The organism is Isoptericola croceus, assembly GCF_029382255.1.
GTDB classification, from domain to species: domain Bacteria; phylum Actinomycetota; class Actinomycetes; order Actinomycetales; family Cellulomonadaceae; genus Isoptericola; species Isoptericola croceus.
In genome coordinates this window covers 243,911-265,312 of record NZ_JARLLG010000005.1, presented here as the reverse complement: position 1 = coordinate 265,312, position 21,402 = coordinate 243,911, and the positions used below count along the sequence as shown (strand labels likewise).

Genomic DNA, 21,402 nt, shown 5'->3' with positions numbered 1-21,402 from the left:
GTCTGGGGCGGCGTCTAGCGTGGGTGCCGACGAGGGGAGCAGGCGATGACACTGCGTTGGTACTCCACGGTGGTCGAGTCCACCGACCACCGGGCGCTGGCCCGCTGGTGGGCCGAGGCGCTCAGCTGGGACGTGGCCTTCGAGCTGGATTCCGAGAGCATCGTGGTGCCTCCGTGGGCGCGCGAGCTCACCGGTCGGCTGGACTTCCACCAGGTCCCGCCGGGGATGGTCTTCGTCCCCGTCGAGCACCCCAAGTCGACGAAGAACCGGTTGCACTGGGACTTCGCGCCGCACGTGAGCGACGACCGGGACGCCGAGGTCGCGCGGCTGGTCGGGATGGGTGCGTCGGTCGTCGACGTGGGGCAGCCGGCCGAGGCGACGTGGACCGTCCTGGCCGACCCGGACGGCAATGAGTTCTGCGTCCTGTCAGCGCGGGAGTAGTAGCGTCCGCATCGCGAGACGCGTGTCCGCATCATGGCCCGGGGCAGCGTAGGCTCGGTCCATGACGCGCAACATCGACCTGGCAGTGGTGGCAGGAGACGGCATCGGGACCGAGGTCGTCGAGCAGGGGCTCGCCGTCCTGGACGCGGCCGTCGCCGGATCCGACCTCAAGATCTCCACCACCGAGTTCGACCTCGGCGCGCGTCGTTGGCACGCCACCGGCGAGACGCTCACCGACAGCGACCTGGAGCGGATCAAGTCCCACGACGCGATCCTGCTCGGTGCGATCGGCGACCCGTCGGTGCCGTCCGGCGTCCTCGAGCGCGGCCTGCTGCTCAAGCTCCGCTTCGCGCTCGACCACTACGTGAACCTGCGCCCCGGCAAGCTCTACGAGGGCGTGACGAGCCCGCTGGCGAACCCGGGCGAGGTCGACTTCGTCGTCGTCCGGGAGGGGACCGAGGGCCCGTACGTCGGCAACGGCGGCTCTGTCCGCACCGGTACGCCCCACGAGATCGCGACCGAGGTCTCGGTCAACACCGCATTCGGCGTGGAGCGGGTCGTCCGCGACGCCTTCGCCCGCGCCCAGGCACGTCCTCGCAAGCACCTGACGCTCGTGCACAAGCACAACGTGCTGGTCCACGCGGGTCACCTGTGGCGCCGCACGGTCGAGGCGGTCAACGCCGAGTTCCCCGACGTCACGACCGACTACCTGCACGTGGACGCCGCCACGATCTTCCTCACGACCAACCCGTCGCGGTTCGACGTCATCGTCACCGACAACCTCTTCGGCGACATCCTCACCGACCAGGCCGCCGCCATCACCGGTGGGATCGGCCTGGCCGCGTCGGCGAACATCAACCCGGACCGCACCGCGCCGTCGATGTTCGAACCGGTGCACGGTTCGGCGCCGGACATCGCGGGCCAGGGCAAGGCGGACCCGACGGCCACCGTGCTGTCGGTCTCGCTGCTGCTCGACCACCTCGGGCTGTCCGACGAGGCGCGGCGTGTGGAGTCGGCCGTGGCGGCGGACCTCGTGTCCCGCGGCGACACCGTGCGCACGACGGCGGAGGTCGGTCGCGACCTCGCCGCTCGAGTAGCGGGCTGAGCCCGGTCGGCGACCGAGGAGGCCACTCCTGGCGGATCGGACCGGTGCTCGTGTAGGTCACGGCGGCGAAGCCGTGGAAGACTGCAGGAGTCCGCACGTGAAAGGGTCCGAAGACATGACCAGCACCGACAGTTCAGCCATCCTCCCCGCCGAGCTGGAGGACCTCGTCGCCCTGTTCGACGTCGAGGAGTCCGACGCCCCGACGCCCGACGCCGAACGTGAGGCCGCGCTCGCCGCGCCGCGCTTCGGTACGGTCTTCACCGACCACATGGCGCGGGTCACCTGGCGCCAGGACACGGGCTGGCTGGACCGGCGGATCGAGAAGTACGGGCCGCTCCAGCTCGACCCGGCGACCGCCGTCCTGCACTACGCCCAGGAGATCTTCGAGGGCATGAAGGCGTACAAGCACGCCGACGGCTCCGTGTGGACCTTCCGGCCGGACTCGAACGCCGCCCGCTTCGCCCGCTCCGCCCACCGGCTCGCCCTGCCGGCGCTGTCCGTGGATGACTTCATCGGTTCCATCGCCGCCCTGGTGCGCACCGACATCGCCTGGGTGCCCGGCGGTCCCGACTCGAGCCTCTACCTGCGGCCCTTCATGTTCGCGTCCGAGGCGTTCCTCGGGGTGCGTCCCGCGGCCGAGGTGGAGTACCTGTGCATCGCGTCGCCGGTCGGTCCGTACTTCCCCGGGGGCGTCAAGCCGGTGTCGATCTGGGTCGCCGAGGACTATCACCGCGCCGGCCCCGGGGGCACGGGCAACGCCAAGTGCGGCGGCAACTACGCCGCGAGCCTCCTGCCGCAGACGCAGGCACAGGAGAACGGCTGCGACCAGGTGTGCTTCCTCGACGCCACGACGAACTCCTACCTCGAGGAGCTCGGCGGGATGAACGTCTTCGTCGTGATGGCCGATGGTTCCGTGCACACACCTGAGCTCTCCGGATCCATCCTCGAGGGCGTCACACGCTCCTCGATCCTTCAGCTCGTCGCCGACCGCGGGCACGAGGTAGTCGAACGCCGGATCCCGCTGACCGAGCTGGTGGCGGGCCTGGCCGACGGCAGCGTGCGCGAGGTCTTCGCCTGCGGGACCGCCGCCGTCATCACGCCCGTGGGGCGCCTGGCCGGAGGGACGTTCGACCACACCGTCGCGGACGGCGAGCCCGGTGAGCTGACGATGCAGATCCGCACCGAGCTCACCGACATCCAGTACGGCCGCTCCGCGGACCGGCACGGCTGGATGCGACGCCTGGCCTGACCTCCGGGTGGTGCCCCCGCGATGACGGCCGAGGTCACGCTCGACGAGCTCAACCGGACCACGCTGGCCCGGCAGCACCTGCTCGCGCGGACGGACGGGCCGGTCGCCGGCGTGATCGACGACGTCGGCGGGTTGCAGGCACAGCACCCCGACACGCCGTACACGGCGCTGTGGTCGCGCCGGTCCGGGGAGACGACCACGGACCTCGAGCGGACACTGACCGACCGCGAGGTCGTCAAGGCGACGGTCATGCGCTCGACGCTCCACCTGGTCCCGGCGGCACGCTGGGCCGACCTCGACGCGGTCAGCGCGGCGGAACGGCTGGCGAGCTGGCGAGCCAGCGCCCGCCGGGCGGGCGTGGACCTGGTCGAGCTCAACGCCGCGGTGCGTGAGCTGTGCCGCACCACGGCTCGCACCATGGACGACATCGAGGCCTTCGCGGCCGAGCGCCACCCCGGGGTCGATGTCGCCGACGCGGTCCCGGCCGGTGTGCGGCGGCCGTGGTGGCGACTCGCGTCGGCGGGCGGCGGACTGGTGCACGTGCCGCCGAGCGGCCTGCGGGGGAGCCACGGCCCGTCCTCCTACGTCGAGGGCGCAGCGTGGTGCGGGGTCGGCGCGGACGAGGCGGGTCCGGACCTGGACGCCGCGAGGGCGCGCGCCGTCGTCGGCTACCTGCGGGCGTTCGGGCCGGCGACCATGGCGGACATCGGCCACGGGCTGGGTATCCGCCGGGCCACCCCCCTGAAGGTGGCGCTCGCCGAGATCGGGCCACGCGTCCTCGTCCGTCCCGACGGGACCGAGCTGTTCGACCTGCCCGACGGTGAGGTCGTCCCCGCCGACACCCCGGCGCCGGTCCGCTTCCTGCCTCGCTGGGAGCATCTGCTCGTCGCGCTCAAGGACCGTGGGCGGTTCCTCGACGAAGAGGGCACGGCGGCGGTCTACCGCCGCAACGGCGACATCCTGCCCACGTACTGGGTCGACGGTCGGGTCGCCGGGACGTGGACCCTGGAGCGCTCGGACGCCGGCGCCGTGCTCCGCCTGACGGCGATCGCCGGGCCGACGGCGGGCCGGGAAGCGGTGGAGGCCGAGGCTGACGCGCTGCTCGGGCACCTCGCCGACGACGTCGCCGACCGTGCGGTCACCTGGGCGTGACGGGCACCGACAAGGTACGCCCCAGCACGGAGCCGAGCATCGAGGACACCGCGACGCCGAGGATCAGCCAGACGATGGCGGTCATCACGGCGGGGAGCGGGTCGGGGTTCCCCGTGAAGGGCAGGACGGCGAGGATCACGGCTGTCAGCCCGACGAGCCAGCCGAAGAACATCCGCGGACGCGGAGCGACGACGACCAGCAGGTGCAGCACCGCGGCCGCCAGCAGGGCGAACAGCGCGCCGGCCCCGGCCCACGAGGCGTCGTCGCCGGCAGCGACCATGTCCGGTGGGGCGATGAGGCCGATGTCGAACACCTCGCTGAAGATCACCGACGCGGTGAAGCCGAGCAGGGCGCAGACCAGCACCGTCGCACCGGCACCAGCCCAGTAGCGCCCGACGTCGAGGCGCGGTCGGCCTGGCACCTCTGGCGGGACAGCCTCTCGTGCAGGTCCTGGCGTGGGCAGGAATCCCGGTGGCTGCACCTGCTCAGGGGGCACCGGCTGGTGCCGCTGGGTGGGGTCGTGGGGACCCTGGGGATCGCTCACGGTCTGCCTCCTCGCCGTCGTCGACGCTTCAGCCGACCACAGATGCGCCGTCGGCACCATCCAACACCCCGCCCCAGGGGCTATTCGGGCCTGCTCGGTGGTCCGCAGAGTGAGAGCGAGTGACCGTGGGACGAGCGGTGTGGCACTATGTGAGCCATGACTCGCGCACGTCGGCGCCACGCGCGCCGCCACTGCCTCATTAGCTAGCGCGTCCGGTTCACCTGACCGGACGCGCAGACCTTCCGTACCCGGAGGGTCTTTTTTGTTGTCCAGATCTGTTGCCCGCATCGAATCCCCCACGGGAGCCACCGATGGCCACCGCCCCGTTCCACGTATACGACACCACCTTGCGCGACGGCGCGCAGCAGGAGGGGATGAACCTCTCCGTCGCGGACAAGCTCGCGATCGCGCCGCTCCTCGACGAGCTCGGGGTGGGCTTCATCGAGGGTGGATGGCCGGGCGCCATCCCGAAGGACACCGAGTTCTTCCGGCGTGCCGCCAAGGAGATCGAGCTGAGGAACGCGGTGCTCGCCGCGTTCGGTGCGACGCGGAAGACGGGCACCCGTGCGTGGGACGACCCGCAGGTGCGGGCGCTCCTGGACTCCGAGGCGCCCGTCGTGACGCTGGTCGCCAAGTCGGACGTCCGCCACGTCGAGCGTGCGCTGCGCACGACGTCGGACGAGGGCCTGGCGATGATCCGCGACACCGTCGAGTTCCTGGTGGGTGAGGGTCGCCGCGTCGTGGTGGACGCGGAGCACTTCTTCGACGGCTACCGGTACGACGCCGGCTTCACCCGTTCCGCCGTCGCCACCGCCTTCGAGGCCGGCGCGGAGGTCGTGGCACTGTGCGACACCAATGGCGGCATGCTGCCGTCGTGGGTCGGGGAGATCGTCACCGAGCTGCGTGAGGCGCTCGGGATGCCGCACGGCCGGGACGCCCTCGCGGGGGACAGCCTGCTCGGCATCCACGCGCACAACGACTCCGGCTGCGCGATCGCGAACACCCTCGCCGCCGTCGACGCCGGGTGCGCGCACGTCCAGGGCACCGTGAACGGTTACGGGGAGCGCACGGGCAACGTCGACCTCATGGCCGTCGTGGCGAACCTCGCGCTCAAGAGCGGGATCTCGACGCTCCCGGGGGACGGTCTGGCTGAGTCGACGCGGATCGCGCACGCTGTCGCGGAGATCACCAACATCGCGCCCCACGCGCGGCAGCCGTACGTGGGGGCGAGCGCCTTCGCCCACAAGGCGGGCCTGCACGCGAGCGCGATCAAGATCGACCCCGACCTGTACCAGCACATCGACCCGATCGCCGTCGGCAACGACATGCGCATGCTCGTCTCCGACATGGCCGGCCGTGCCTCCATCGAGCTCAAGGGTCGCGAGCTCGGGTTCGACCTCGCGGGCCAGGGTGAGCTGCTCACGCGCGTCACCACGCGGGTCAAGGACGCCGAGGCGCAGGGCTACACGTTCGACGCCGCCGACGCCTCGTTCGAGCTCATCCTGCGCGAGGAGCTCACCGGGGACCGCCCGCACTACTTCCGGATCGAGTCCTGGCGCGCGATCGTGGAGACCTCCGGTGGTCGCAAGGACGGCGAGCCGAACGCCGACCGGCGCGACGCCGAGGCGTTGGCCGAGGCCACGGTCAAGCTGCACGCCGGCGGGGAGCGGATCGTCGTCACGGGTGAGGGCAACGGTCCCGTCAACGCGCTCGACCAGGCGCTGCGGCACGCCCTGACCAGGGTCTACCCGCAGATCCAGAAGTTCGACCTGGTCGACTTCAAGGTGCGCATCCTCGATGCCGAGCACGGCACCGACGCCACCACGCGTGTCCTGGTGGAGACCACCGACGGACACCACACCTGGTCGACGGTCGGCGTCGGACCGAACATCATCGAGGCCGCCTGGGAGGCCCTCATCGACGCGCACGTCTACGGACTGGTGCACGCCGGGGTCGACCCGCTCTGACGGGGTCACCCCGGTGCGCGGGTACGGTGGTCCCGTGCACGGTGAGTACAAGGTTCCCGGTGGCAAGCTCGTCGCGGTCGACCTCGAGGTCGACTCCTCGTCGGATCCCGCGGTCCTGACGCAGGTGAGGTTGTCGGGTGACTTCTTCCTGGAGCCTGACGAGGCGCTGGACGTCATCGACACAGCCTTGACGGGGCTGCCGGTGTCGACCTCCACCACTGCGCTCGCCCAGGTGGTGACGGAGTCGCTCGGCGAGGCCGAACGGTCCGGGACGCTCCCCGGCCCGTTCGCGATGATCGGCTTCGACGCCTGGTCCGTCGCCGTGGTGGTGCGCCGCGCGCTGGGCCTGGCCACGACGTGGGACGAGCACACCTTCGAGGTGCTGCGCCCGGGCCCGCTCCCGCCGCGCACGCTCGCGGCGCTCGACCAGGTGCTCACCGAGGAGCTGGCCGCAGGGCGGCGAGGCCCCACGTTGCGGTTCTGGGACTGGGACGAGCGAGCCGTCTTCATCGGGTCGTTCCAGTCGTACCGCAACGAGATCGACGACGAGGGCGTCGCGCGCCACGACGTCACGGTGGTCCGGCGCATCTCCGGCGGTGGAGCGATGTTCATGGAGGCCGGGAACTGCGTGACGTTCTCCCTCGTCGTGCCGGGTTCGCTCGTGGACGGGATGAGCTTCGAGGAGTCCTACGCGTTCCTCGACGCCTGGGTGCTCGGCGCGCTGGCCGAGCTCGGCGTCGAGGCCTACTTCTCGGGGATGAACGACGTCGCCTCGCCGGCCGGCAAGCTCGCCGGCTCGGCCCAGAAGCGGCTCGCCGGGGGAGCGGTGCTGCACCACATGACCATGGCCTACGACATCGACTCGGACAAGATGCTCGAGGTGCTGCGCATCGGCCGCGAGAAGATGTCCGACAAGGGCACCCCCAGCGCGAACAAGCGCGTCGACCCGTTGCGCTCGCAGACTGGCATGGCCCGCGACGACGTCGTGGACGCCTTCGCGCGGTACTTCGCCGAGCGGTACAAGACCGAGGAGTCGGTGCTGCGCCCCGCAGAGCTCGAGAGGGCCGAGGACCTGGTGCGCACCAAGTTCGCCACCGAGAAGTGGATCCACCGGGTGCCCTGACCGGGACGTGTCAGGCAGCCGGCCGTTCCCCGAAGACCGCCGTACCGACGCGCACGATCGTCGCGCCCTCGGCGACGGCGAGCTCGAGGTCGGTCGACATCCCCATCGACAGCTCGCGCGCCGCGCTGGTGCCCGGCGCCCCGCCGTGGAGCACCTCGTCACGGATCGCTCGCAGCCGTGAGAAGCCTGCCCGCACGACGCCGTCGTCCTGCGACCGGGCTCCGATCGTCATGAAGCCGGTCAGCCGCAGCCCGTCGAGCGCGGCCACGTGGTGGGCCAGCGCGACCGCGCCCGACGGTGCCACCCCGGACTTGCTCTCCTCGCCCGAGACGTTGACCTGGACCATGACGTCGAGCGACCGCCCGGCGCGCGCCGCACGGTCGGCCAGGGCGTCCGCCAGCGAGACCCGGTCCACGGTCTCCAGCCCGGTGACCGTCGGCAGCATCTGGTTGATCTTGTTGCGCTGCAGGTTGCCGATCATGTGCACCTCCACACGTCCGGCCGCCACCAGCTCCGCCAGCGCGGGCGCCTTCGTGACGAGCTCCTGGACACGGTTCTCGCCGAGGAGCACCGCCCCGTCGTCGCCCCGCGCCGCGGCGAGGTCCGTCGCCGCGACGACGGCCGCGAGCACCGTGCCGGCGTCCTGCGTCTTGGTGGCGAGCAGCAGGCGGACGCCGGCCGGGTCGCGCCCGGCGGAGGTCGCGGCGTCGTCGACCCGCGCGCGCACCGCGGCGAGCCGGTCGTGGAGGGAGGGCATGGGGCCAGTCTATGAACGCCGGGGTGGACTCAGGGTGTCCCCGGATCCCGTGCGACCGCTCGCGATGGGATCATGAGAGACGTGAAGGCACTGCTCAACGTCATCTGGCTCGTGTTCGGCGGGCTGTGGCTCGCGCTCGGGTACGCCGTCGCGGGCATCATCTGCTGCCTGTTGATCATCACCATCCCGTGGGGCATCGCGTCCTTCCGGATCGCCGGCTATGCGCTGTGGCCCTTCGGGCGCACGGTGGTGGACAAGCCGGGAGCGGGCAGCTGGTCGGTGCTGGGCAACATCATCTGGATCGTGTTCGCGGGGATCTGGCTCGCGATCAGCCACGTGGTGACCGCCGTCGCCCAGGCGGTCACGATCATCGGCATCCCGCTCGCGATCGCCAACCTCAAGATGATCCCCATCTCGCTGCTCCCCCTCGGTAAGGACATCGTGCCCAGCGACGCGCGCTACCCGACGTACCAGCGGAGGTAGCGTCCGGGCGGCTCGGTGGGCGACCGCTCAGGGTCGTTCGCGCAGCGCGTCGTCCAGTGCCCGCAGCAGCTCCCCGACGCGCCCGCCCCCGGGCGGGGCGGCGGGGTAGCGCCGCAGCACCTGCGTGACCGTCGTCCCGGCCCGGTCTCGGAGCTGGTCGAGGTGACGGGTGCCGGCGCCGGGGTCCCCGCCGGCCGCGAGCTCGACGGCGCGGGCGGCGTGGGCCGCGGCTCCGAGGACGTGCTTGACCTGGTGGGCCTGGGCCAGGGGGTGCAGGAACGCGGCCGCGGCCGCGCTCATGGCGGACCGGGCGGCCTCTCCGGCAGGGGTCGTTCCGGCATCCCGGGCCGCGTGGTGGGCCGCCCACGAGGCGGATCGCAGCGTTGCACGCCGAGGGCCGCCGTCGGCGAAGGCTCGGGCCGCCGCCAGCGCTTCCTGAGGCCGGGTGTCGCCGGGGCGGGCTGCGGTGAAGTGGCCCAGCACCCCTGTGGCGCAGTTGATGCCGTAGCCGGTGACCGCGCGCAGCTCGTCCATGGACAGCGGGACCTCGCGCCGCACGTCGTCCATGCGCTCACCGACCGATCGTCGCGGTCGTCGCGCCCGTGAGCCGTGCGAGGTCTGACGGTGCGAGCGCCACGTCGAGCCCGCGCCGCCCGGCGGAGACGTAGACGACGTCGAACGCCGCGGCCGACCCGTCCAGCACCGTGCGGTGCCGGGTGCGCTGGCCGAGCGGCGAGATGCCGCCGGCCACGTAGCCGGTGGCTCGCTCGGCCCGGGCGACGTCGGACATCGCGGCGCGCTTGCCGCCGACCGCACGCGCGAGCGCCTTGAGGTCCAGCGATCCCGTGACCGGCACGACGGCGACCACCAGCTCGCCGTCGACGTCCGCCAGCAGCGTCTTGAACACCCGCTCCGCGGCGACGCCCAGCTCGACGGCGGCCTCGAGGCCGTAGCTCAGGTCGCTCGCCGGGTCGTGGGTGTACGGGTGCAGGGTGTGCGGCACTGCCGCCTGCTCCAGCGCGAGGACGGCAGGGGTGCCGCCGCTCGCCGACTTCTTCCGGGCCACGAGGCCCAGTGTGCCCGACGTCGCAGCCTGCGTGCCGGCGTCGGGCCCGGGGGCGGCACACCTGCGGCGTACCGTGGGGGCCGTGCTCACCCTCCTCGTCCTCGCCATCCTGGTCGGCGGGATCCTGCAGCGGGTCACGGGGATGGGGTTCGGGCTGGTCGCCGGCCCCTTCATCGTGCTGATCGTGGGGCCGCTCGAAGGGGTCCTCTTCGTCAACCTGGCCGGCGCGATCGCCTCGACGATCATCCTCGGGCGGGTCGTGCGCGACGTCCAGTGGCGTGCGTTCGGGTGGCTCACCGTGTCCTCCGTGGCGGTCACGGTACCGGCCGCGCTGTTGCTGCGGGACGTCAGCGCACCTGCCCTGGAGGCCACGGTGGGGCTCGTGGTGATCCTCGCCATGACGCTCGCGGTCGCCACGACACGGTTGCGCCGGGAAGGTGCGCGCACGCTCGGCGTCGAGGCGCGCTGGCCGCTCGCCATGACCGGTGTGGCCAGCGGGTTCGGGTCCGTGGCGGCGGGCATCGGTGGGCCACCGGTCGCCGTCTACGCCGTGCTCACCGGGTGGGACCCGAGGCGGTTCGCGGCCACGGCCCAACCGTTCTTCGCCGCGAACGCCCTGGCCGCGCTGGTGGCCAAGCTCGTCCTGGCGGACGCCTCGTTCCCGGCGCTCGCGGGGTGGCAGTGGGTGCTGCTCATGGTGGCGATCGTCGGCGGTCTCGCGATCGGCGAGCTGCTCACCCCGCGGGTCTCCGCGACCGCGACCCGGCGGGTGCTCATCGTGCTCGCCTACGTGGGCGGGCTCGCGACCCTGACGCGCGGCCTCGCCCACCTGTGACGGTGACCGAGCGCGGCAACCATCAGGAGCGGTGCCGACCCTCGCCCTCGGCCTGGTCGCTGTCGTGGGTGTCCGCCGGCGCGTCGGCGCGGTGCTCGGGCGGCCTGCCCTCGCTGCCGGGTTCGTGGATGTGCACCGTCCCGGTCGATCCCTGGTGCTCGGGGTCGAGCTCATCGGCACGCCGGAGCTGTTCCTCGACCTCCGCCCGGCTCTCGCCGACACGTGCGCTGCGCTCCTGCGCCTCCTGCTGGAGCCGCGCGGCCTCGGCGGCCTTGCGGTCGGCCTCGGCCTGCTCCAGCCGAGCCTCGGCGTCGAGCTTCGCGGCCGACGCCTCCCGCTCCTGCACCGCGACCCGCTCGTGCTGGGCCTCGCGGCGCAGCTCTGCGGCCTCCGCCTGATCGTCCTGGTGCCTCTTCTCGGCGGCGGTGCGCGACCGGCGCGCGAAGAACCACGCGAGCAGCGCGACCAGGATGACCACGACGATCCCGACGACGATCCACATGATGGTGGTGTTGTCCATGGCGGCCTCCCGGCTCGTCGAGGTGGGACGTTCCCCTCTGCCGATTGAATGGCCGCCGGGCGTTGCCCGCAACATCTCGGCAGGACGCACGGGACGTTGCGGACTTTCTAGGCGAGGCGGCCGACCTGGACGACTCGCACCACCGGTGCGCCGGCCTCGTCGCTCGCGGCGAGGTCGACCAGTGCCGTGATCGCCCAGTCGCGGTCGCCGTTCGTGTCGTCGAGCACCTGACGCACCCACCACGTGCCGGGCGGTACGGTCGCCATGGTGTCGCCGCCCGACGCCGTCGCCCCGGCCGGGAGCTCGGCGCCCGGCTCGCGCATGGTCAGCAGGGCGGTGGCGCGGGCGTTCGCGCCGAACCCGATCGCGTCGTCCCCCTGGGTCTCGAAGAGCTCCTCCAGGGCGTCGGCCCACGCGTCGCCGTCCCAGCCGGAGGCCTTGTCCAGTGCCTCGAGCCGGTCGTAGTCCTCGCGGGCAGCCAGCTCGACGCGGCGGAACATGGCGTTGCGCACCAGACGGCGGAAGGACCGCGGGTTGCCGGTGACGGGGCGTGCCGGTGCCTCGGCCCCCGCCTCGGCGAGCTCGCCCTCCACGACGTCGTCGGCGTCGTCGTCGACCGGGTTCTGCAGGCGCTCCCACTCGTCGAGCAGGGAGGAGTCGACGCCGCGCACGAGCTCACCGAGCCACTCGACGACCTCCTGCACGTCCTCGGTGCGGTGCTCCTCCGGGACGACCTGACGGACGGCACGGAAGGCGTCGGCGAGGTAGCGCAGCACGACGCCCTCGGTGCGTTCGAGGCCGTAGACGCTCACCAGCTCGGCGAACGTCATGGCCTGCTCGAGCATGTCCCGCACCACGGACTTCGGGGCGAGCTCGGCGCCGGCGACCCACGGGTTGGTCTGCTTGTACTGGGCGAAGGCCGGTTCGAGCAGCTCGGCGAGCGGCCGGGGCCAGGTGACCTCCTCGAGGAGCTCCATGCGCTCGTCGTACTCGATGCCCTCGGCCTTCATCTCCGCGACGGCTTCGCCGCGGGCCTTGCGCTGCTGGCCGTAGAGGATCTGGCGGGGGTCGTCGAGGGTCGCCTCGATGACGGAGACGACGTCGAGGGCGTGCGTGGGGGAATCGACGTCCAGCAGGTCCATGGCTGCCAGGGCGAACGGCGACAGCGGGGCGTTGAGCGCGAAGTCGCGGGGGAGGTCCACCTCGAGCCGGACGCTGGGCCGGTAGCCTGCCGGGCGGCTCGGGTCCGGGACCCGGACCCGCTCGACCACGCCGGCGACCCGCAGGGACCGGTAGATGCGCAGCGCCTGACGGACGTGCTCGGCCTGCTGGGCGGCCGTGTCGTGGTTCGCGGTGAGCAGGTGCCGCATCGCCTCCACGGGGTCCACGGCGCCTGCCTCGTCCGTGGCGTGCTCGTCCCGGGTGCGGGCGAGGACGTTGAGGACCATGGCGTGGTTGACGTGGAACTGGCTCGCCAGGGGCTCGGGCGGCGCGTCGCGCAGGCGGTCGAAGGTGGAGTCGGTCCAGTTCACGGACCCCGACGGGGCCTTCTTGCGGACCAGCTTCCTGAGCTTCTTCGGGTCGTCGCCGGCCTTGGCGACGGCCTTGCGGTTCTCGACGACGTGATCGGGGGCCATGACGAGGACCTCCCCGAGGGTGTCGAACCCGGCACGGCCGGCGCGGCCGGAGATCTGGTGGAACTCGCGCGCGGTGAGGTGACGCATCCGTTCGCCGTCGAACTTGACCAGGGAGGTCATCAGCACGGTGCGGATGGGCACGTTGATGCCGACGCCCAGGGTGTCCGTGCCGCAGACGACCTTGAGCAGGCCCCGCTGGGTGAGGCGCTCCACGAGCCGCCGGTACTTGGGCAGCATGCCGGCGTGGTGGACGCCGACCCCGGCGCGCAGGTACTTGCTGAGGACCTTGCCGAACCCGGTGGCGAACCGGAACGCGCCGATCTCGGCGGCGATGGCGGCCTTCTCCTCCTTGGAGGCCAGCTTGCTGCTCAGCAGCGCCTGGGCCCGGTCGACGGCGTCCTTCTGCGTGAAGTGCACCACGTACACCGGTGCGCGGTGGGTCGTGACGAGCTCCTCGATGACCTCGGGCAGCGGGTCCTGGACGTAGGAGAACGTGAGCGGTACGGGTCGTTCGGCGTCGGCGACCTCGGCGACCTCCCGCCCGGTGCGCTCGGCGAGGTCCTCGCGCAGCCGGGTGGTGTCCCCGAGGGTGGCGGACATGAGCAGGAACTGGGTGTGCGGCAGCTCGAGCAGCGGCACCTGCCAGGCCCACCCGCGCTGCGGGTCGCCGTAGTAGTGGAACTCGTCCATGACGACCTGCGCGATGAAGTCGTCCTCGCCCGGCGTGCCCGTCCCGCGGCGCAGGGCGAGGTTGGCGAGGATCTCCGCGGTGCAGCAGATGATCGGCGCGTCGGCGTTGACCGCCGAGTCGCCGGTCATCATCCCGACGTTGCGCGAGCCGAACGCCGCGACCAGGTCGAAGAACTTCTCGCTCACCAGTGCCTTGAGAGGCGCCGTGTAGTAGGTCCGCCCACCCTTGCCGGAGCGCCGGGCGGCCAGCGCCGCGAACTGCGCCCCCATCGCCACCATGGACTTGCCGGAGCCCGTCGGCGTGGCCAGGACGACGTGCGAACCCGTCATGAGCTCGAGCAGCGCCTCCTCCTGGTGGGGGTAGAGCGACCTGCCCGTCGACGCCGCCCACTCGCCGAAGCCCTCGAAGAGCGCATCCGGGTCCGGTGCCTTGCCCGTGGGGGGCGGCAGGTACGGCAGCAAGGTGCCGGCAGGACGCGGGGTCGTGGTCGAGGTGGTCGCGGGAGCGTCGGTGGCAGTCATCGTGCGTCATTCTCCCAGCCCGGCCCGACCCCGACGACTGATCGGCAGTCCGTGTTCTGATCGGCAGTCCGGACTGCCGATCAGAACACGGACTGCCGATCAGACCTCGTCAGGTCCACAGCCGCCGATAGAAGGCGATGCGCTCGGCGTCCGGCGCGATGCCGTACGCGTCGAAGAAGGCCGCCTCGTGGCCGTCGCCGAAGTTCCACCCCAGGCTCATGCTCGACACCGCCAGGTCGGCCCAGCGATCGCCCACCCCGAGCGTGCCGAGGTCGACGTGCCCGGCCGGTGCGCCGTCGTCGGCCACCAAGGTGTTGGGCGCGCACGCGTCCCCGTGGCACACCACGAGGCGGTCCACCGCGGGAACCGGGCCGACCTGCTCGCGCGCGGCGTCGTCCAGCCGGGCGATGCGCTCCTCGGCGCTCCAGGAGAACGGGCAGGTGTCCACCGGCAGGGCGTCGTGCAGCGCTCGCAGTCCCGCGCCGATCGCCCGGGCGGCATCCTTGGGCCGGGCCAGCCAGGCCGGGTCGACGGCGGAGCGGCCCGGTATCGCCGCCGTGGCCAGCCACGAGCCGTCCTCGTCGTGGCCCCGGTCGAGCACGTGCGGGACGACGGCGTAGCGCGCCGCCCACGTGAGCCGCGCGGCCTCCGCGTCGAGGTCGAGCTCGGGCGTCCCTGCCGCCACCCACTTGACGAATCGCGTCTCCGTGGCGCCGGTGAGGCGGAAGGTGAGGCCGCCCAGCTCGTTGCGCCAGACCGGGGTGACGTGGTCGTCGCCGGCGAGGGTGCGCACGGCCGGCGGCACGGTCACGGGCTCGGTGGGTGCGGCGGCGAGCGGGCGGATCATGCGCCACATCCTCGCCGAGGTCAGGCGCTCGCGGCGAGCACCGCCGTCGCGCGGCGCGCCGCCGAGGCCTCGCCCTGCTGGACAACGACGACCCCGGCGAGCACGAGGACCCCGCCCACGAGCTGGACCGGGCTCGGCAGCTCGCCGAGCAGGGCCCAGGCGAGCAGCACCGCGCTGAGCACCTCGAGCAGGCCCATGAAGGCGGCGACCCGTGCCCCGAGCCGCCGCCCGGCGGCGATGCCGGTCACGTAGGCGACCCCGGCCGTCACGAGGCCCAGCATGGCGAGCACCGCCCACCAGGGTGCGGTGGTCCCGCCGAGCACGACGGGTGCCGCGGACGCGGAGACGGGGAGCACCCCGACGGCGGCGAGCGTGCCGAGCGTGACCGTTCCGACCGTGAGGCCACCGGCCGCCAGGCTCAGGGGTGGCAGCCCGGTGTTCGCCCGCGCGTTGAGCAGGAAGTAGGCCGAGGCGCCCACCATGGCGCCGAGCGCCCAGGCCGTGCCGACGAGCGAGACCCGGGCTCCGGTGAGGTCGAGGACCAGGACGAGCCCGGCCAGGGCGAGCGCGATGCCGCCGAACGTGGCCCGCGCGGGGCGCTGGCCGTGACGCAGCCAGAGCCAGACGACGACGGCGGCGGGCGCCGAGTACTCGATGAGGAGCGCCGGACCGACCTGCATGTGCTGCACGGCGGCGAAGTAGCAGAACTGGGTGGCCGCGACGCCGAGCGCCCCGTAGGCCAGGATCATCCGGGCGTTGCGTCGCACGGCGCCCCAGTCGCCGCGCAGCGCCCTGATGCCGAACGGCAGGACCACCAGGGCGCCGATCGCGACCCGGACGAGGACGACGGCGCCAGGGGTCCAGCCGGTTTCGAACAGGGCGCCGGCGAGCGGCCCGGAGAGGCTGAAGCTGACAGCCGAGACGAGGGCGAGCACGAGCCCCGTGCTGGTGCCCGGGTGCCGGGCGAGGCGGACGTCAGGCGTCATAGGCTTCATGGCTCATGACGCTACGGCCATCCTTGATAATGTGTCAACATGTCTTTTACTCATGACACGGCGGGGGCGCTGCAATCGGCGGTCGAGCTCGTCAACGCCGTCGAGCCGCCTGTCACTCTCACGACGGTCCCCGAGCTCGACGCGTTCTTCCACCGCCACGGGTACACCGGACGCCACGACCGCACCGCCGACGAGCACGCCGCGGTGCTGGACCTCGCACCGCGGCTGCGGGAGCTGCTCCTCGCGGACCGCGACGACGTCGCCGGGATCGTCAACACGATGCTGGCCGAGGTCGGCGCCGTGCCCCGCCTGGTGCGCCACGAGCACGAGGACTGGCACCTGCACGCGGTGGACGACGGCGCCCCGCTGGCCGACCGCATCCTCGCCGAGACGGCGATGGCCATGATCGACGTGGTCCGCGTCGACGAGCACTCCCGGCTGGGCGTCTGCGCCGACGCCGACTGCTCCGGCGTCGTGCTCGACCTGTCACGCAACCGGTCGCGCCGCTACTGCTCGGCCACCTGCACCAACCGCAACGCCCAGGCAGCCCACCGCGCGCGCCGCGCCGCGGGGTGATCCTGCCCGCCCGGTCTGCGACGTCACGTCGGAGCGGGTGAAACTTCCAGGCCGGCCGTCGTGCGGGCCGGACCAGGTGTCAGATGGAAGGGACAGCGTCATCTGGTGGGGAGTTCTCATGCGCAACACAAGACTGACCGGTGCCCTCGTGGCGAGCCTTCTGGCTGCAGGCCTGGCGGCCTGCACGCTGCCTGAGGAGGATCAGCCGGCCGCCGCGACGACCGTCACCGAGGAAAGCGCCGAGGAGGAGCCGGCCGAAGCGGAGGCCGAGGAGGAGGCTGACGAGCCCGTTGAAAGCGTCTCGCAGTCGAATGCGCGCGAGAGCGCCAAGTCCTACCTGGACTACTCCGCGTTCTCGAAGTCGGGGCTCGTCGAGCAGCTGGAGTTCGAAGGTTTCTCGACGAAGGACGCCAAGTACGCCGTGAACGCCCTGGAGGTGAGCTGGAAGGACCAGGCCGCGCTGAGCGCCGAGTCCTACCTGGACCACTCTGCGTTCTCGAAGTCGGGGCTCGTCGAGCAGCTGGAATTCGAGGGGTTCACGACGAAGCAGGCCGAGCACGGCGTGAACGCCGTGGAGGTGGACTGGATGGAGCAGGCCGCGCTGAGTGCCGAGTCCTATATGGACTACTCCGCGTTCTCTCGTTCCGGACTCGTCGACCAGCTGGAGTTTGAGGGGTTCACGACGAAGCAGGCCGAGCACGGAGCGGACTCCGTGGGTCTGTGACCGCGACCGGCGAGGCCGGGGTCCGCGACCTCAGTCGTCGAGCACCTGGTCGCAGACCTCGGCCAGCCGGTGCCGCAGGACGTTCGATCGCTGGGCGTAGTCACGCTGTCGCCGCACGTACTCGGCCTTGCCGTCGGGAGTTTCGATGGCGACCGGCGCGATTCCGTAGGCCGAGACGTCGTACGGGGAGGCCGCCATATCGGTGTAGCGGATGTCGCGCGCCAGCTCGAACGTGTCGAGCAGCAGATCGCCGGGGACCGCGGGCCCCAGCTCCTGGGAGAGTCGGAACGCTCGGGTCAGGTTCGACGGATGACCGTGGCGGGGCTTCCAGCGGCTACGACCTGCGCGGGCAGATCTTTGAGGACGACGCTGCCTGCGCCGACGACGGTGTTCTTGCCGATGTGAACCCCCGGCCCTACGATCACGCCTGCCCCGAGCCAGGCGTTCTCACCGATCTCGATGCCGAGGGCACGCTCCCAGCCGGCGCGTCGCATCTCGTGATCGTCGACCGGGTGCAACGCCGTCATGAGTTGCACCGAAGGCCCGAGGCGAGCATTCGGGCCGACGACGATCGGGGCGTCGTCCATGAAGAAAGCATCGGCGTTCACGAATGCGTCCGCGCCGATCGTGATGTTGAACCCGTAGCTGCACCGGAAGGTCGGCACGACCTCGGCCCGTTCGCCAATGCTACCGAGCAGCTCACGGAGGATGTCGTCACGGCGGCTCCGGTCGGCGATGGCCACCTGACGCAGCCGATCCAGTGTCCTTGCGCACCAATGCCGCAACCGGGTGAGCTCCGGGCTGTCCTGATACCAGTCACCGCTCGTCATCGCCTCCACCGTCATGCGGACATCCTGCCGGAACGGCTGAGAGACTTTCTGGCCGGCACGCGAGCGGCCCGGCCATCTCACTGGTGCCCGTTCGTTGCCTACCGGCTTCGAAGAAGACGACGTGCAGTGGGACGCGGCTGACGCGCTGCGATCAGCCCTTGATCGATGACCGGACCAGCAGTGCGTCGCAGACACCGATCAGTCGACGTCGCAGGACGTTCGCTCGTCCGGCGAACCCGCGCTGGCGCCGCACGTACTCCGCCTTGCCCTCCGGTGTCTCGATCGCCACCGCCTCGACACCGTAGGTCGAGACGTCGTACGGCGACGCCGCCATGTCGGTGTAGCGGATGTCGCGCGCCAGCTCGAAGGCGTCGAGCAGCAGATCGCCGGGCACGGCAGGCCCCAGCTTCAGCGCCCACTTGAACAGGTCCATGTTCGCGTGCAGGCAGCCCGGCTGCTCCATCGCGACCTGGCGCTCGCGGGTGGGTCGCAGCTCGTTGGCCTCGCGGGCCTCGGGCGTGAAGAACCGGTAGGCGTCGAAGTGGGAGCAGCCGATGCGGTGGGACTCGACCACGGCGTCCGTCCCGTCGTGACCGAGCCGCAGGGGCAGCGGGTGCCGGTGGTCGCGTCCGGTGGCGGCGTCCCGGTACACCATGGCCCACTCGTGCAGGCCGAAGCACCCGAACGACCCCGGCCGGGCCGCCGTCGCCCCGACCAGCGCGCGGACGTGGCGCACGGCGTCGCCGCGGTCCGCGAGGAACGCGGGCGTGTCGAGCGTCACGCCGGCCTCGCCGTCGGGCAGGGTCGTGCTGCGGTACCAGCGCCAGCCGTGCCGCTCGTCCTCGAGGGGCGCGGAGACCGCCGCGCCGGCCCCGGCGTGCCAGCGGCGCAGCACCCCGGGTCGTGTCGGGTAGTAGGTGAACAGGAAGTCCTCGATCGCGTGCTTCGTGCCGTGCTCGCGGGCGGCGCGCCAGACGGCGGTCAGCCGGTCGGCGCGTGCGGCGTGCGCGGTGGCCCGGTCCGGTGCGTCGCGCACGACGACGGCCCGCGGCGCGCGGCGAGGCGCGTCGGCGAGGTCGGGCACAGGGGTCGTCACCCTGCCAGGGTAGGTGGCTGCGGCGTATGATCGAGGGGACGGGAGGTGGTGATGATGGCCACCATCGGAACGCAGTCTGACCTCGATCCGGAGCAGGACGGCGTCAAGCCCACGCCCCACGTGCCCCAGGACACCTGGATCCAGCAGCACGGCCCCGCCGTCGGTCTGCTCGTCGGTCTGTCCGCCATGTTCTGGATGCTGCTCCGCTACGCCGGCTGACCGGGACGCATGCCGCTAGGGTGCCGGCATGACAGCTCTCCGGTTCAGCCAGGTGGACGTGTTCGGCTCCGGGCCCCTGACCGGCAACCCCGTCGCGGTCGTGCACGACGCCGACGACCTCACCGACGAGCAGATGGCCTCCTTCGCCCGGTGGACCAACCTGTCGGAGACCACGTTCCTGGCGCGCCCGGCGGACCCGGGCGCCGACTACCGGGTGCGGATCTGGACGCCCGGCGGTGAGCTGCCCTTCGCCGGGCACCCGACGCTGGGTACCGCGCACGCCTGGCTGGAGGCCGGGGGCACCCCTCGGTCGGACGACGTCGTCGTGCAGGAGTGCGGCGTCGGCCTGGTGCCGGTGGACCGCTCGGCCGACCGCCTGGCGTTCGCCGGGCCTCCGCTGCGCCGCTCCGGCCCGGTGTCCGCAGACGACCTCGACCGCATCACGCGAGCGTTGCGCATCGCGCGCGATGACGTCGTCGACGCGGCGTGGGTGGACAACGGCCCCGGCTGGGTCGCGGTGCGCCTCGCGGACGCCGCCGCCGTCCTGGCGCTGGAGCCCGACTTCGGTGCGTTCGACGGCCTGGACATCGGTGCCGTCGGCGCCCACGCCCCGGGTGCCGGTGATGCCGACGTCGAGGTGCGCGGGTTCGTCCCGGGCCTCGGCGTACCGGAGGACCCCGTCACCGGTTCGCTGAACGCGGGGGTGGGCGAGTGGCTCGCCGGATCGGTGCTGCCCGGGGAGTACGTCGCCTCGCAGGGCACCGCGATCGGCCGGAGAGGACGGGTGCACGTGCGTCGTGCGCACGACGGCACGGTCTGGGTCGGCGGGGCCACGGTCACGACGGTGCGCGGCGACGTGAGCATCTGACGCGCCACGCCGAGGGTCTCAGGCGGCCGGTCGGTCGGCCGCCGGCCGCGGCGCGGCGCGCAGCGCGGCCCCGCCGATCGCCCGCTCGAGGGGCCCGCGTCCGAGGAGTGCCCGCCACGCCGTCGCGGCGACGAGCGTCACGAGGATCATCACCGCCAGCGGGCCGTTCGTCGTCGAGCCGACCAGGTCCCACCGCCAGATCGCCACGATCTGCAGCGAGTAGACGGTGAGCGCCATGGAGCCGACGGCGGCCAGCGGGGCGAGCACGATCGCGCCGAGGCGTCCGGCGTACAGGCAGAGCGCCAGCACCGTCAGGGCGAAGCCGCCCGAACCGAGCACCTCGAAGAACGTGTCGTCGTGCGGTCCGGACCGGGCGAGCGCCCAGGCCGCCGACTGCTGGTCGAGCCGGTCCAGCAGCCAGGACGAGGCCAGGTAGCCGACGGCCGTGGCCGCCAGCCCGCCGCGTACCAGCCAGCCCTGGAGCCTGCGCGAGCGCAGGTCGCACCGCCCGATCGCCATGCCGGCGAAGACGTAGGCCATCCACACCACGGCCGGGTAGTGCCCTGTCAGCAGGAAGTCGGTCAGCGCCCCGGAACCGTCGCGCGGCGGCCGCAGGCCGGAGCTCGCCAGCAGCTGTGGGCCCCAGTAGGCGATCGGGGGGCCGACGACGGCGACGACGACGGCGGCGAGGGTCAGGCGGCGCGGGCCCCAGCGCAGGAACGGCAGCGCCAGGACGAAGTAGGCGGCGTAGAAGCCCAGGATGAGCAGCACGCGGGTGCCGAGCAGGTCGAGGAGGCCCACCAGGGCGAGGAGCAGCACCGCCCTCACGAGGAGGCGCGCGCGGGCGTGCACCAGGGCGTCACCGGTCACGGGGTGCGACCCGCCGGTGACGACGGCGAGGGAGACGCCCGCCACGAGGGCGAACAGGATCGACGAGCGGCCGTCCGCCACCTCGAGCCACGCCGTCGGGCCCTCGGCCACGCCGACGTGAGCGGTGAACATGCCGAGCACGGCCAGGCCGCGCGCGACGTCGAGGCCTACCACCCGGCCAGGACCGCCACGCAGGCGCGAGCCGGCTCGCCGCAGGGGCCGTGCGAACCTGCGGGCCGCTGCCGGTCCGCCCGGACCTGGAGCGCCGTCGTCGGAGGTCATGCGC

At 72.4% G+C, this 21,402-nt stretch carries 23 protein-coding genes and 1 pseudogene; 12 read left to right on the top strand and 12 right to left on the bottom strand.

Going from position 1 to position 21,402, the window contains the following annotated elements; translation table 11 throughout:
• Nucleotides 1–45 precede the first annotated feature (45 nt).
• The 4 genes from PZC42_RS13325 (at nucleotide 46) to PZC42_RS13310 (ending at nucleotide 3,947) form a co-directional block, all read left to right on the top strand.
• On the top strand, nucleotides 46–441 hold the full coding sequence (locus tag PZC42_RS13325; protein WP_277211876.1) for a VOC family protein: 396 nt from the start codon (nucleotides 46–48) through the stop codon (nucleotides 439–441).
• 61 nt (nucleotides 442–502) lie between these two features.
• Nucleotides 503–1,546, top strand: coding sequence for a 3-isopropylmalate dehydrogenase (locus PZC42_RS13320; protein WP_277211874.1), 1,044 nt, complete (start codon nucleotides 503–505; stop codon nucleotides 1,544–1,546).
• A gap of 115 nt (nucleotides 1,547–1,661) precedes the next feature.
• The gene (locus PZC42_RS13315; RefSeq protein ID WP_277211872.1) at nucleotides 1,662–2,795 is read left to right on the top strand and encodes a branched-chain amino acid aminotransferase; all 1,134 of its coding nucleotides are present in this window, start codon (nucleotides 1,662–1,664) and stop codon (nucleotides 2,793–2,795) included.
• 21 nt (nucleotides 2,796–2,816) lie between these two features.
• A complete protein-coding gene (locus tag PZC42_RS13310) occupies nucleotides 2,817–3,947 on the top strand; it encodes a winged helix DNA-binding domain-containing protein (RefSeq protein WP_277211870.1) in 1,131 nt (376 codons plus the stop codon).
• Here the strand turns inward: PZC42_RS13310 and PZC42_RS13305 are convergent.
• Complete coding sequence (locus PZC42_RS13305) at nucleotides 3,934–4,491, bottom strand: hypothetical protein (RefSeq protein ID WP_277211868.1); 558 nt, start codon at nucleotides 4,489–4,491, stop codon at nucleotides 3,934–3,936. The genes PZC42_RS13310 and PZC42_RS13305 overlap by 14 nt on opposite strands.
• A 311-nt stretch (nucleotides 4,492–4,802) precedes the next feature.
• Between PZC42_RS13305 and cimA the strand changes: the two genes are divergently transcribed.
• Complete coding sequence (cimA, locus tag PZC42_RS13300) at nucleotides 4,803–6,458, top strand: citramalate synthase (RefSeq protein ID WP_277211866.1); 1,656 nt, start codon at nucleotides 4,803–4,805, stop codon at nucleotides 6,456–6,458.
• Between the two features lie 34 nt (nucleotides 6,459–6,492).
• Nucleotides 6,493–7,581 (top strand): lipoate-protein ligase small subunit, encoded by a 1,089-nt coding sequence (lplB, locus tag PZC42_RS13295; RefSeq protein ID WP_277211864.1) that lies wholly within the window; start codon nucleotides 6,493–6,495, stop codon nucleotides 7,579–7,581.
• A 10-nt stretch (nucleotides 7,582–7,591) separates the two neighbouring features.
• Here the strand turns inward: lplB and PZC42_RS13290 are convergent, their stop codons facing one another.
• Nucleotides 7,592–8,338, bottom strand: coding sequence for a YggS family pyridoxal phosphate-dependent enzyme (locus PZC42_RS13290; protein WP_277211862.1), 747 nt, complete (start codon nucleotides 8,336–8,338; stop codon nucleotides 7,592–7,594).
• Between the two features lie 81 nt (nucleotides 8,339–8,419).
• On the opposite strand from PZC42_RS13290, the gene PZC42_RS13285 reads away from it, so the two are divergent.
• Complete coding sequence (locus PZC42_RS13285) at nucleotides 8,420–8,821, top strand: YccF domain-containing protein (protein ID WP_277211955.1); 402 nt, start codon at nucleotides 8,420–8,422, stop codon at nucleotides 8,819–8,821.
• A gap of 27 nt (nucleotides 8,822–8,848) precedes the next feature.
• Here PZC42_RS13285 and PZC42_RS13280 read toward each other — a convergent pair whose 3' ends face one another.
• Nucleotides 8,849–9,388 carry a putative immunity protein gene (locus tag PZC42_RS13280; protein WP_277211860.1) on the bottom strand — a complete coding sequence of 180 codons (540 nt, stop codon included), beginning with the start codon at nucleotides 9,386–9,388 and terminating at the stop codon, nucleotides 8,849–8,851.
• 4 nt (nucleotides 9,389–9,392) lie between these two features.
• Nucleotides 9,393–9,887: a Cys-tRNA(Pro) deacylase gene (gene ybaK, locus PZC42_RS13275; protein ID WP_277211953.1), complete on the bottom strand. Its 495-nt coding sequence runs from the start codon at nucleotides 9,885–9,887 to the stop codon at nucleotides 9,393–9,395.
• Between the two features lie 82 nt (nucleotides 9,888–9,969).
• Between ybaK and PZC42_RS13270 the strand changes: the two genes are divergently transcribed.
• Entirely contained in the window at nucleotides 9,970–10,722 is a 753-nt protein-coding gene (locus PZC42_RS13270; RefSeq protein WP_277211858.1) for a TSUP family transporter, read from the top strand.
• Between the two features lie 22 nt (nucleotides 10,723–10,744).
• Here PZC42_RS13270 and PZC42_RS13265 read toward each other — a convergent pair whose 3' ends face one another.
• The 4 genes from PZC42_RS13265 to PZC42_RS13250 all read right to left on the bottom strand — a co-directional run bounded on the left by PZC42_RS13265 (nucleotide 10,745) and on the right by PZC42_RS13250 (nucleotide 15,933).
• Nucleotides 10,745–11,242 carry a hypothetical protein gene (locus PZC42_RS13265; RefSeq protein ID WP_277211856.1) on the bottom strand — a complete coding sequence of 166 codons (498 nt, stop codon included), beginning with the start codon at nucleotides 11,240–11,242 and terminating at the stop codon, nucleotides 10,745–10,747.
• A 107-nt stretch (nucleotides 11,243–11,349) separates the two neighbouring features.
• Entirely contained in the window at nucleotides 11,350–14,091 is a 2,742-nt protein-coding gene (locus tag PZC42_RS13260; RefSeq protein ID WP_277211854.1) for a DEAD/DEAH box helicase, read from the bottom strand.
• Nucleotides 14,092–14,200: 109 nt separating this feature from the next.
• A complete protein-coding gene (locus PZC42_RS13255; protein WP_277211852.1) occupies nucleotides 14,201–14,938 on the bottom strand; it encodes an aminoglycoside 3'-phosphotransferase in 738 nt (245 codons plus the stop codon).
• Between the two features lie 20 nt (nucleotides 14,939–14,958).
• Complete coding sequence (locus PZC42_RS13250; RefSeq protein ID WP_277211850.1) at nucleotides 14,959–15,933, bottom strand: EamA family transporter; 975 nt, start codon at nucleotides 15,931–15,933, stop codon at nucleotides 14,959–14,961.
• A gap of 39 nt (nucleotides 15,934–15,972) precedes the next feature.
• Here PZC42_RS13250 and PZC42_RS13245 point away from each other — a divergent pair, with 39 nt between their 5' ends.
• Both PZC42_RS13245 and PZC42_RS13240 read left to right on the top strand, forming a co-directional pair.
• On the top strand, nucleotides 15,973–16,509 hold the full coding sequence (locus PZC42_RS13245; protein ID WP_277211848.1) for a CGNR zinc finger domain-containing protein: 537 nt from the start codon (nucleotides 15,973–15,975) through the stop codon (nucleotides 16,507–16,509).
• A gap of 118 nt (nucleotides 16,510–16,627) precedes the next feature.
• A complete protein-coding gene (locus PZC42_RS13240) occupies nucleotides 16,628–17,233 on the top strand; it encodes an Ltp family lipoprotein (RefSeq protein ID WP_277211846.1) in 606 nt (201 codons plus the stop codon).
• Between the two features lie 30 nt (nucleotides 17,234–17,263).
• On the opposite strand, the pseudogene PZC42_RS13235 reads toward PZC42_RS13240, so the two are convergent.
• From PZC42_RS13235 to PZC42_RS13225, 3 genes and pseudogenes are all read right to left on the bottom strand, one after another.
• A pseudogene (locus tag PZC42_RS13235) lies at nucleotides 17,264–17,506 on the bottom strand (3-methyladenine DNA glycosylase); the annotation flags it as partial.
• 23 nt (nucleotides 17,507–17,529) lie between these two features.
• Nucleotides 17,530–18,078: a sugar O-acetyltransferase gene (locus tag PZC42_RS13230; RefSeq protein WP_277211844.1), complete on the bottom strand. Its 549-nt coding sequence runs from the start codon at nucleotides 18,076–18,078 to the stop codon at nucleotides 17,530–17,532.
• Nucleotides 18,079–18,214: 136 nt separating this feature from the next.
• On the bottom strand, nucleotides 18,215–19,099 hold the full coding sequence (locus PZC42_RS13225) for a 3-methyladenine DNA glycosylase (protein ID WP_277211951.1): 885 nt from the start codon (nucleotides 19,097–19,099) through the stop codon (nucleotides 18,215–18,217).
• Nucleotides 19,100–19,213: 114 nt separating this feature from the next.
• Between PZC42_RS13225 and PZC42_RS13220 the strand changes: the two genes are divergently transcribed.
• Both PZC42_RS13220 and PZC42_RS13215 read left to right on the top strand, forming a co-directional pair.
• Nucleotides 19,214–19,378, top strand: coding sequence for a hypothetical protein (locus PZC42_RS13220; RefSeq protein WP_277211842.1), 165 nt, complete (start codon nucleotides 19,214–19,216; stop codon nucleotides 19,376–19,378).
• 28 nt (nucleotides 19,379–19,406) lie between these two features.
• Nucleotides 19,407–20,246, top strand: a complete 840-nt coding sequence (locus PZC42_RS13215) for a PhzF family phenazine biosynthesis protein (protein WP_277211840.1) — start codon at nucleotides 19,407–19,409, stop codon at nucleotides 20,244–20,246.
• Nucleotides 20,247–20,264: 18 nt separating this feature from the next.
• On the opposite strand, the gene PZC42_RS13210 is transcribed toward PZC42_RS13215, so the two are convergent.
• Nucleotides 20,265–21,398: a heparan-alpha-glucosaminide N-acetyltransferase domain-containing protein gene (locus PZC42_RS13210; RefSeq protein ID WP_277211838.1), complete on the bottom strand. Its 1,134-nt coding sequence runs from the start codon at nucleotides 21,396–21,398 to the stop codon at nucleotides 20,265–20,267.
• Nucleotides 21,399–21,402: the final 4 nt, after the last annotated feature.

Coding starts and splice junctions, on each gene's coding strand:
- PZC42_RS13325 (WP_277211876.1), top strand. CDS start 46: ATGACACTGCGTTGGTACTCCACGGTGGTCGAGTCCACCGACCACCGG.
- PZC42_RS13320 (WP_277211874.1), top strand. CDS start 503: ATGACGCGCAACATCGACCTGGCAGTGGTGGCAGGAGACGGCATCGGG.
- PZC42_RS13315 (WP_277211872.1), top strand. CDS start 1,662: ATGACCAGCACCGACAGTTCAGCCATCCTCCCCGCCGAGCTGGAGGAC.
- PZC42_RS13310 (WP_277211870.1), top strand. CDS start 2,817: ATGACGGCCGAGGTCACGCTCGACGAGCTCAACCGGACCACGCTGGCC.
- cimA (WP_277211866.1), top strand. CDS start 4,803: ATGGCCACCGCCCCGTTCCACGTATACGACACCACCTTGCGCGACGGC.
- PZC42_RS13290 (WP_277211862.1), bottom strand. CDS start 8,338: ATGCCCTCCCTCCACGACCGGCTCGCCGCGGTGCGCGCGCGGGTCGAC.
- PZC42_RS13280 (WP_277211860.1), bottom strand. CDS start 9,388: ATGGACGACGTGCGGCGCGAGGTCCCGCTGTCCATGGACGAGCTGCGC.
- PZC42_RS13265 (WP_277211856.1), bottom strand. CDS start 11,242: ATGGACAACACCACCATCATGTGGATCGTCGTCGGGATCGTCGTGGTC.
- PZC42_RS13260 (WP_277211854.1), bottom strand. CDS start 14,091: ATGACTGCCACCGACGCTCCCGCGACCACCTCGACCACGACCCCGCGT.
- PZC42_RS13255 (WP_277211852.1), bottom strand. CDS start 14,938: ATGATCCGCCCGCTCGCCGCCGCACCCACCGAGCCCGTGACCGTGCCG.
- PZC42_RS13250 (WP_277211850.1), bottom strand. CDS start 15,933: ATGAAGCCTATGACGCCTGACGTCCGCCTCGCCCGGCACCCGGGCACC.
- PZC42_RS13245 (WP_277211848.1), top strand. CDS start 15,973: ATGTCTTTTACTCATGACACGGCGGGGGCGCTGCAATCGGCGGTCGAG.
- PZC42_RS13240 (WP_277211846.1), top strand. CDS start 16,628: ATGCGCAACACAAGACTGACCGGTGCCCTCGTGGCGAGCCTTCTGGCT.
- PZC42_RS13230 (WP_277211844.1), bottom strand. CDS start 18,078: ATGACGGTGGAGGCGATGACGAGCGGTGACTGGTATCAGGACAGCCCG.
- PZC42_RS13220 (WP_277211842.1), top strand. CDS start 19,214: ATGGCCACCATCGGAACGCAGTCTGACCTCGATCCGGAGCAGGACGGC.
- PZC42_RS13215 (WP_277211840.1), top strand. CDS start 19,407: ATGACAGCTCTCCGGTTCAGCCAGGTGGACGTGTTCGGCTCCGGGCCC.
- PZC42_RS13210 (WP_277211838.1), bottom strand. CDS start 21,398: ATGACCTCCGACGACGGCGCTCCAGGTCCGGGCGGACCGGCAGCGGCC.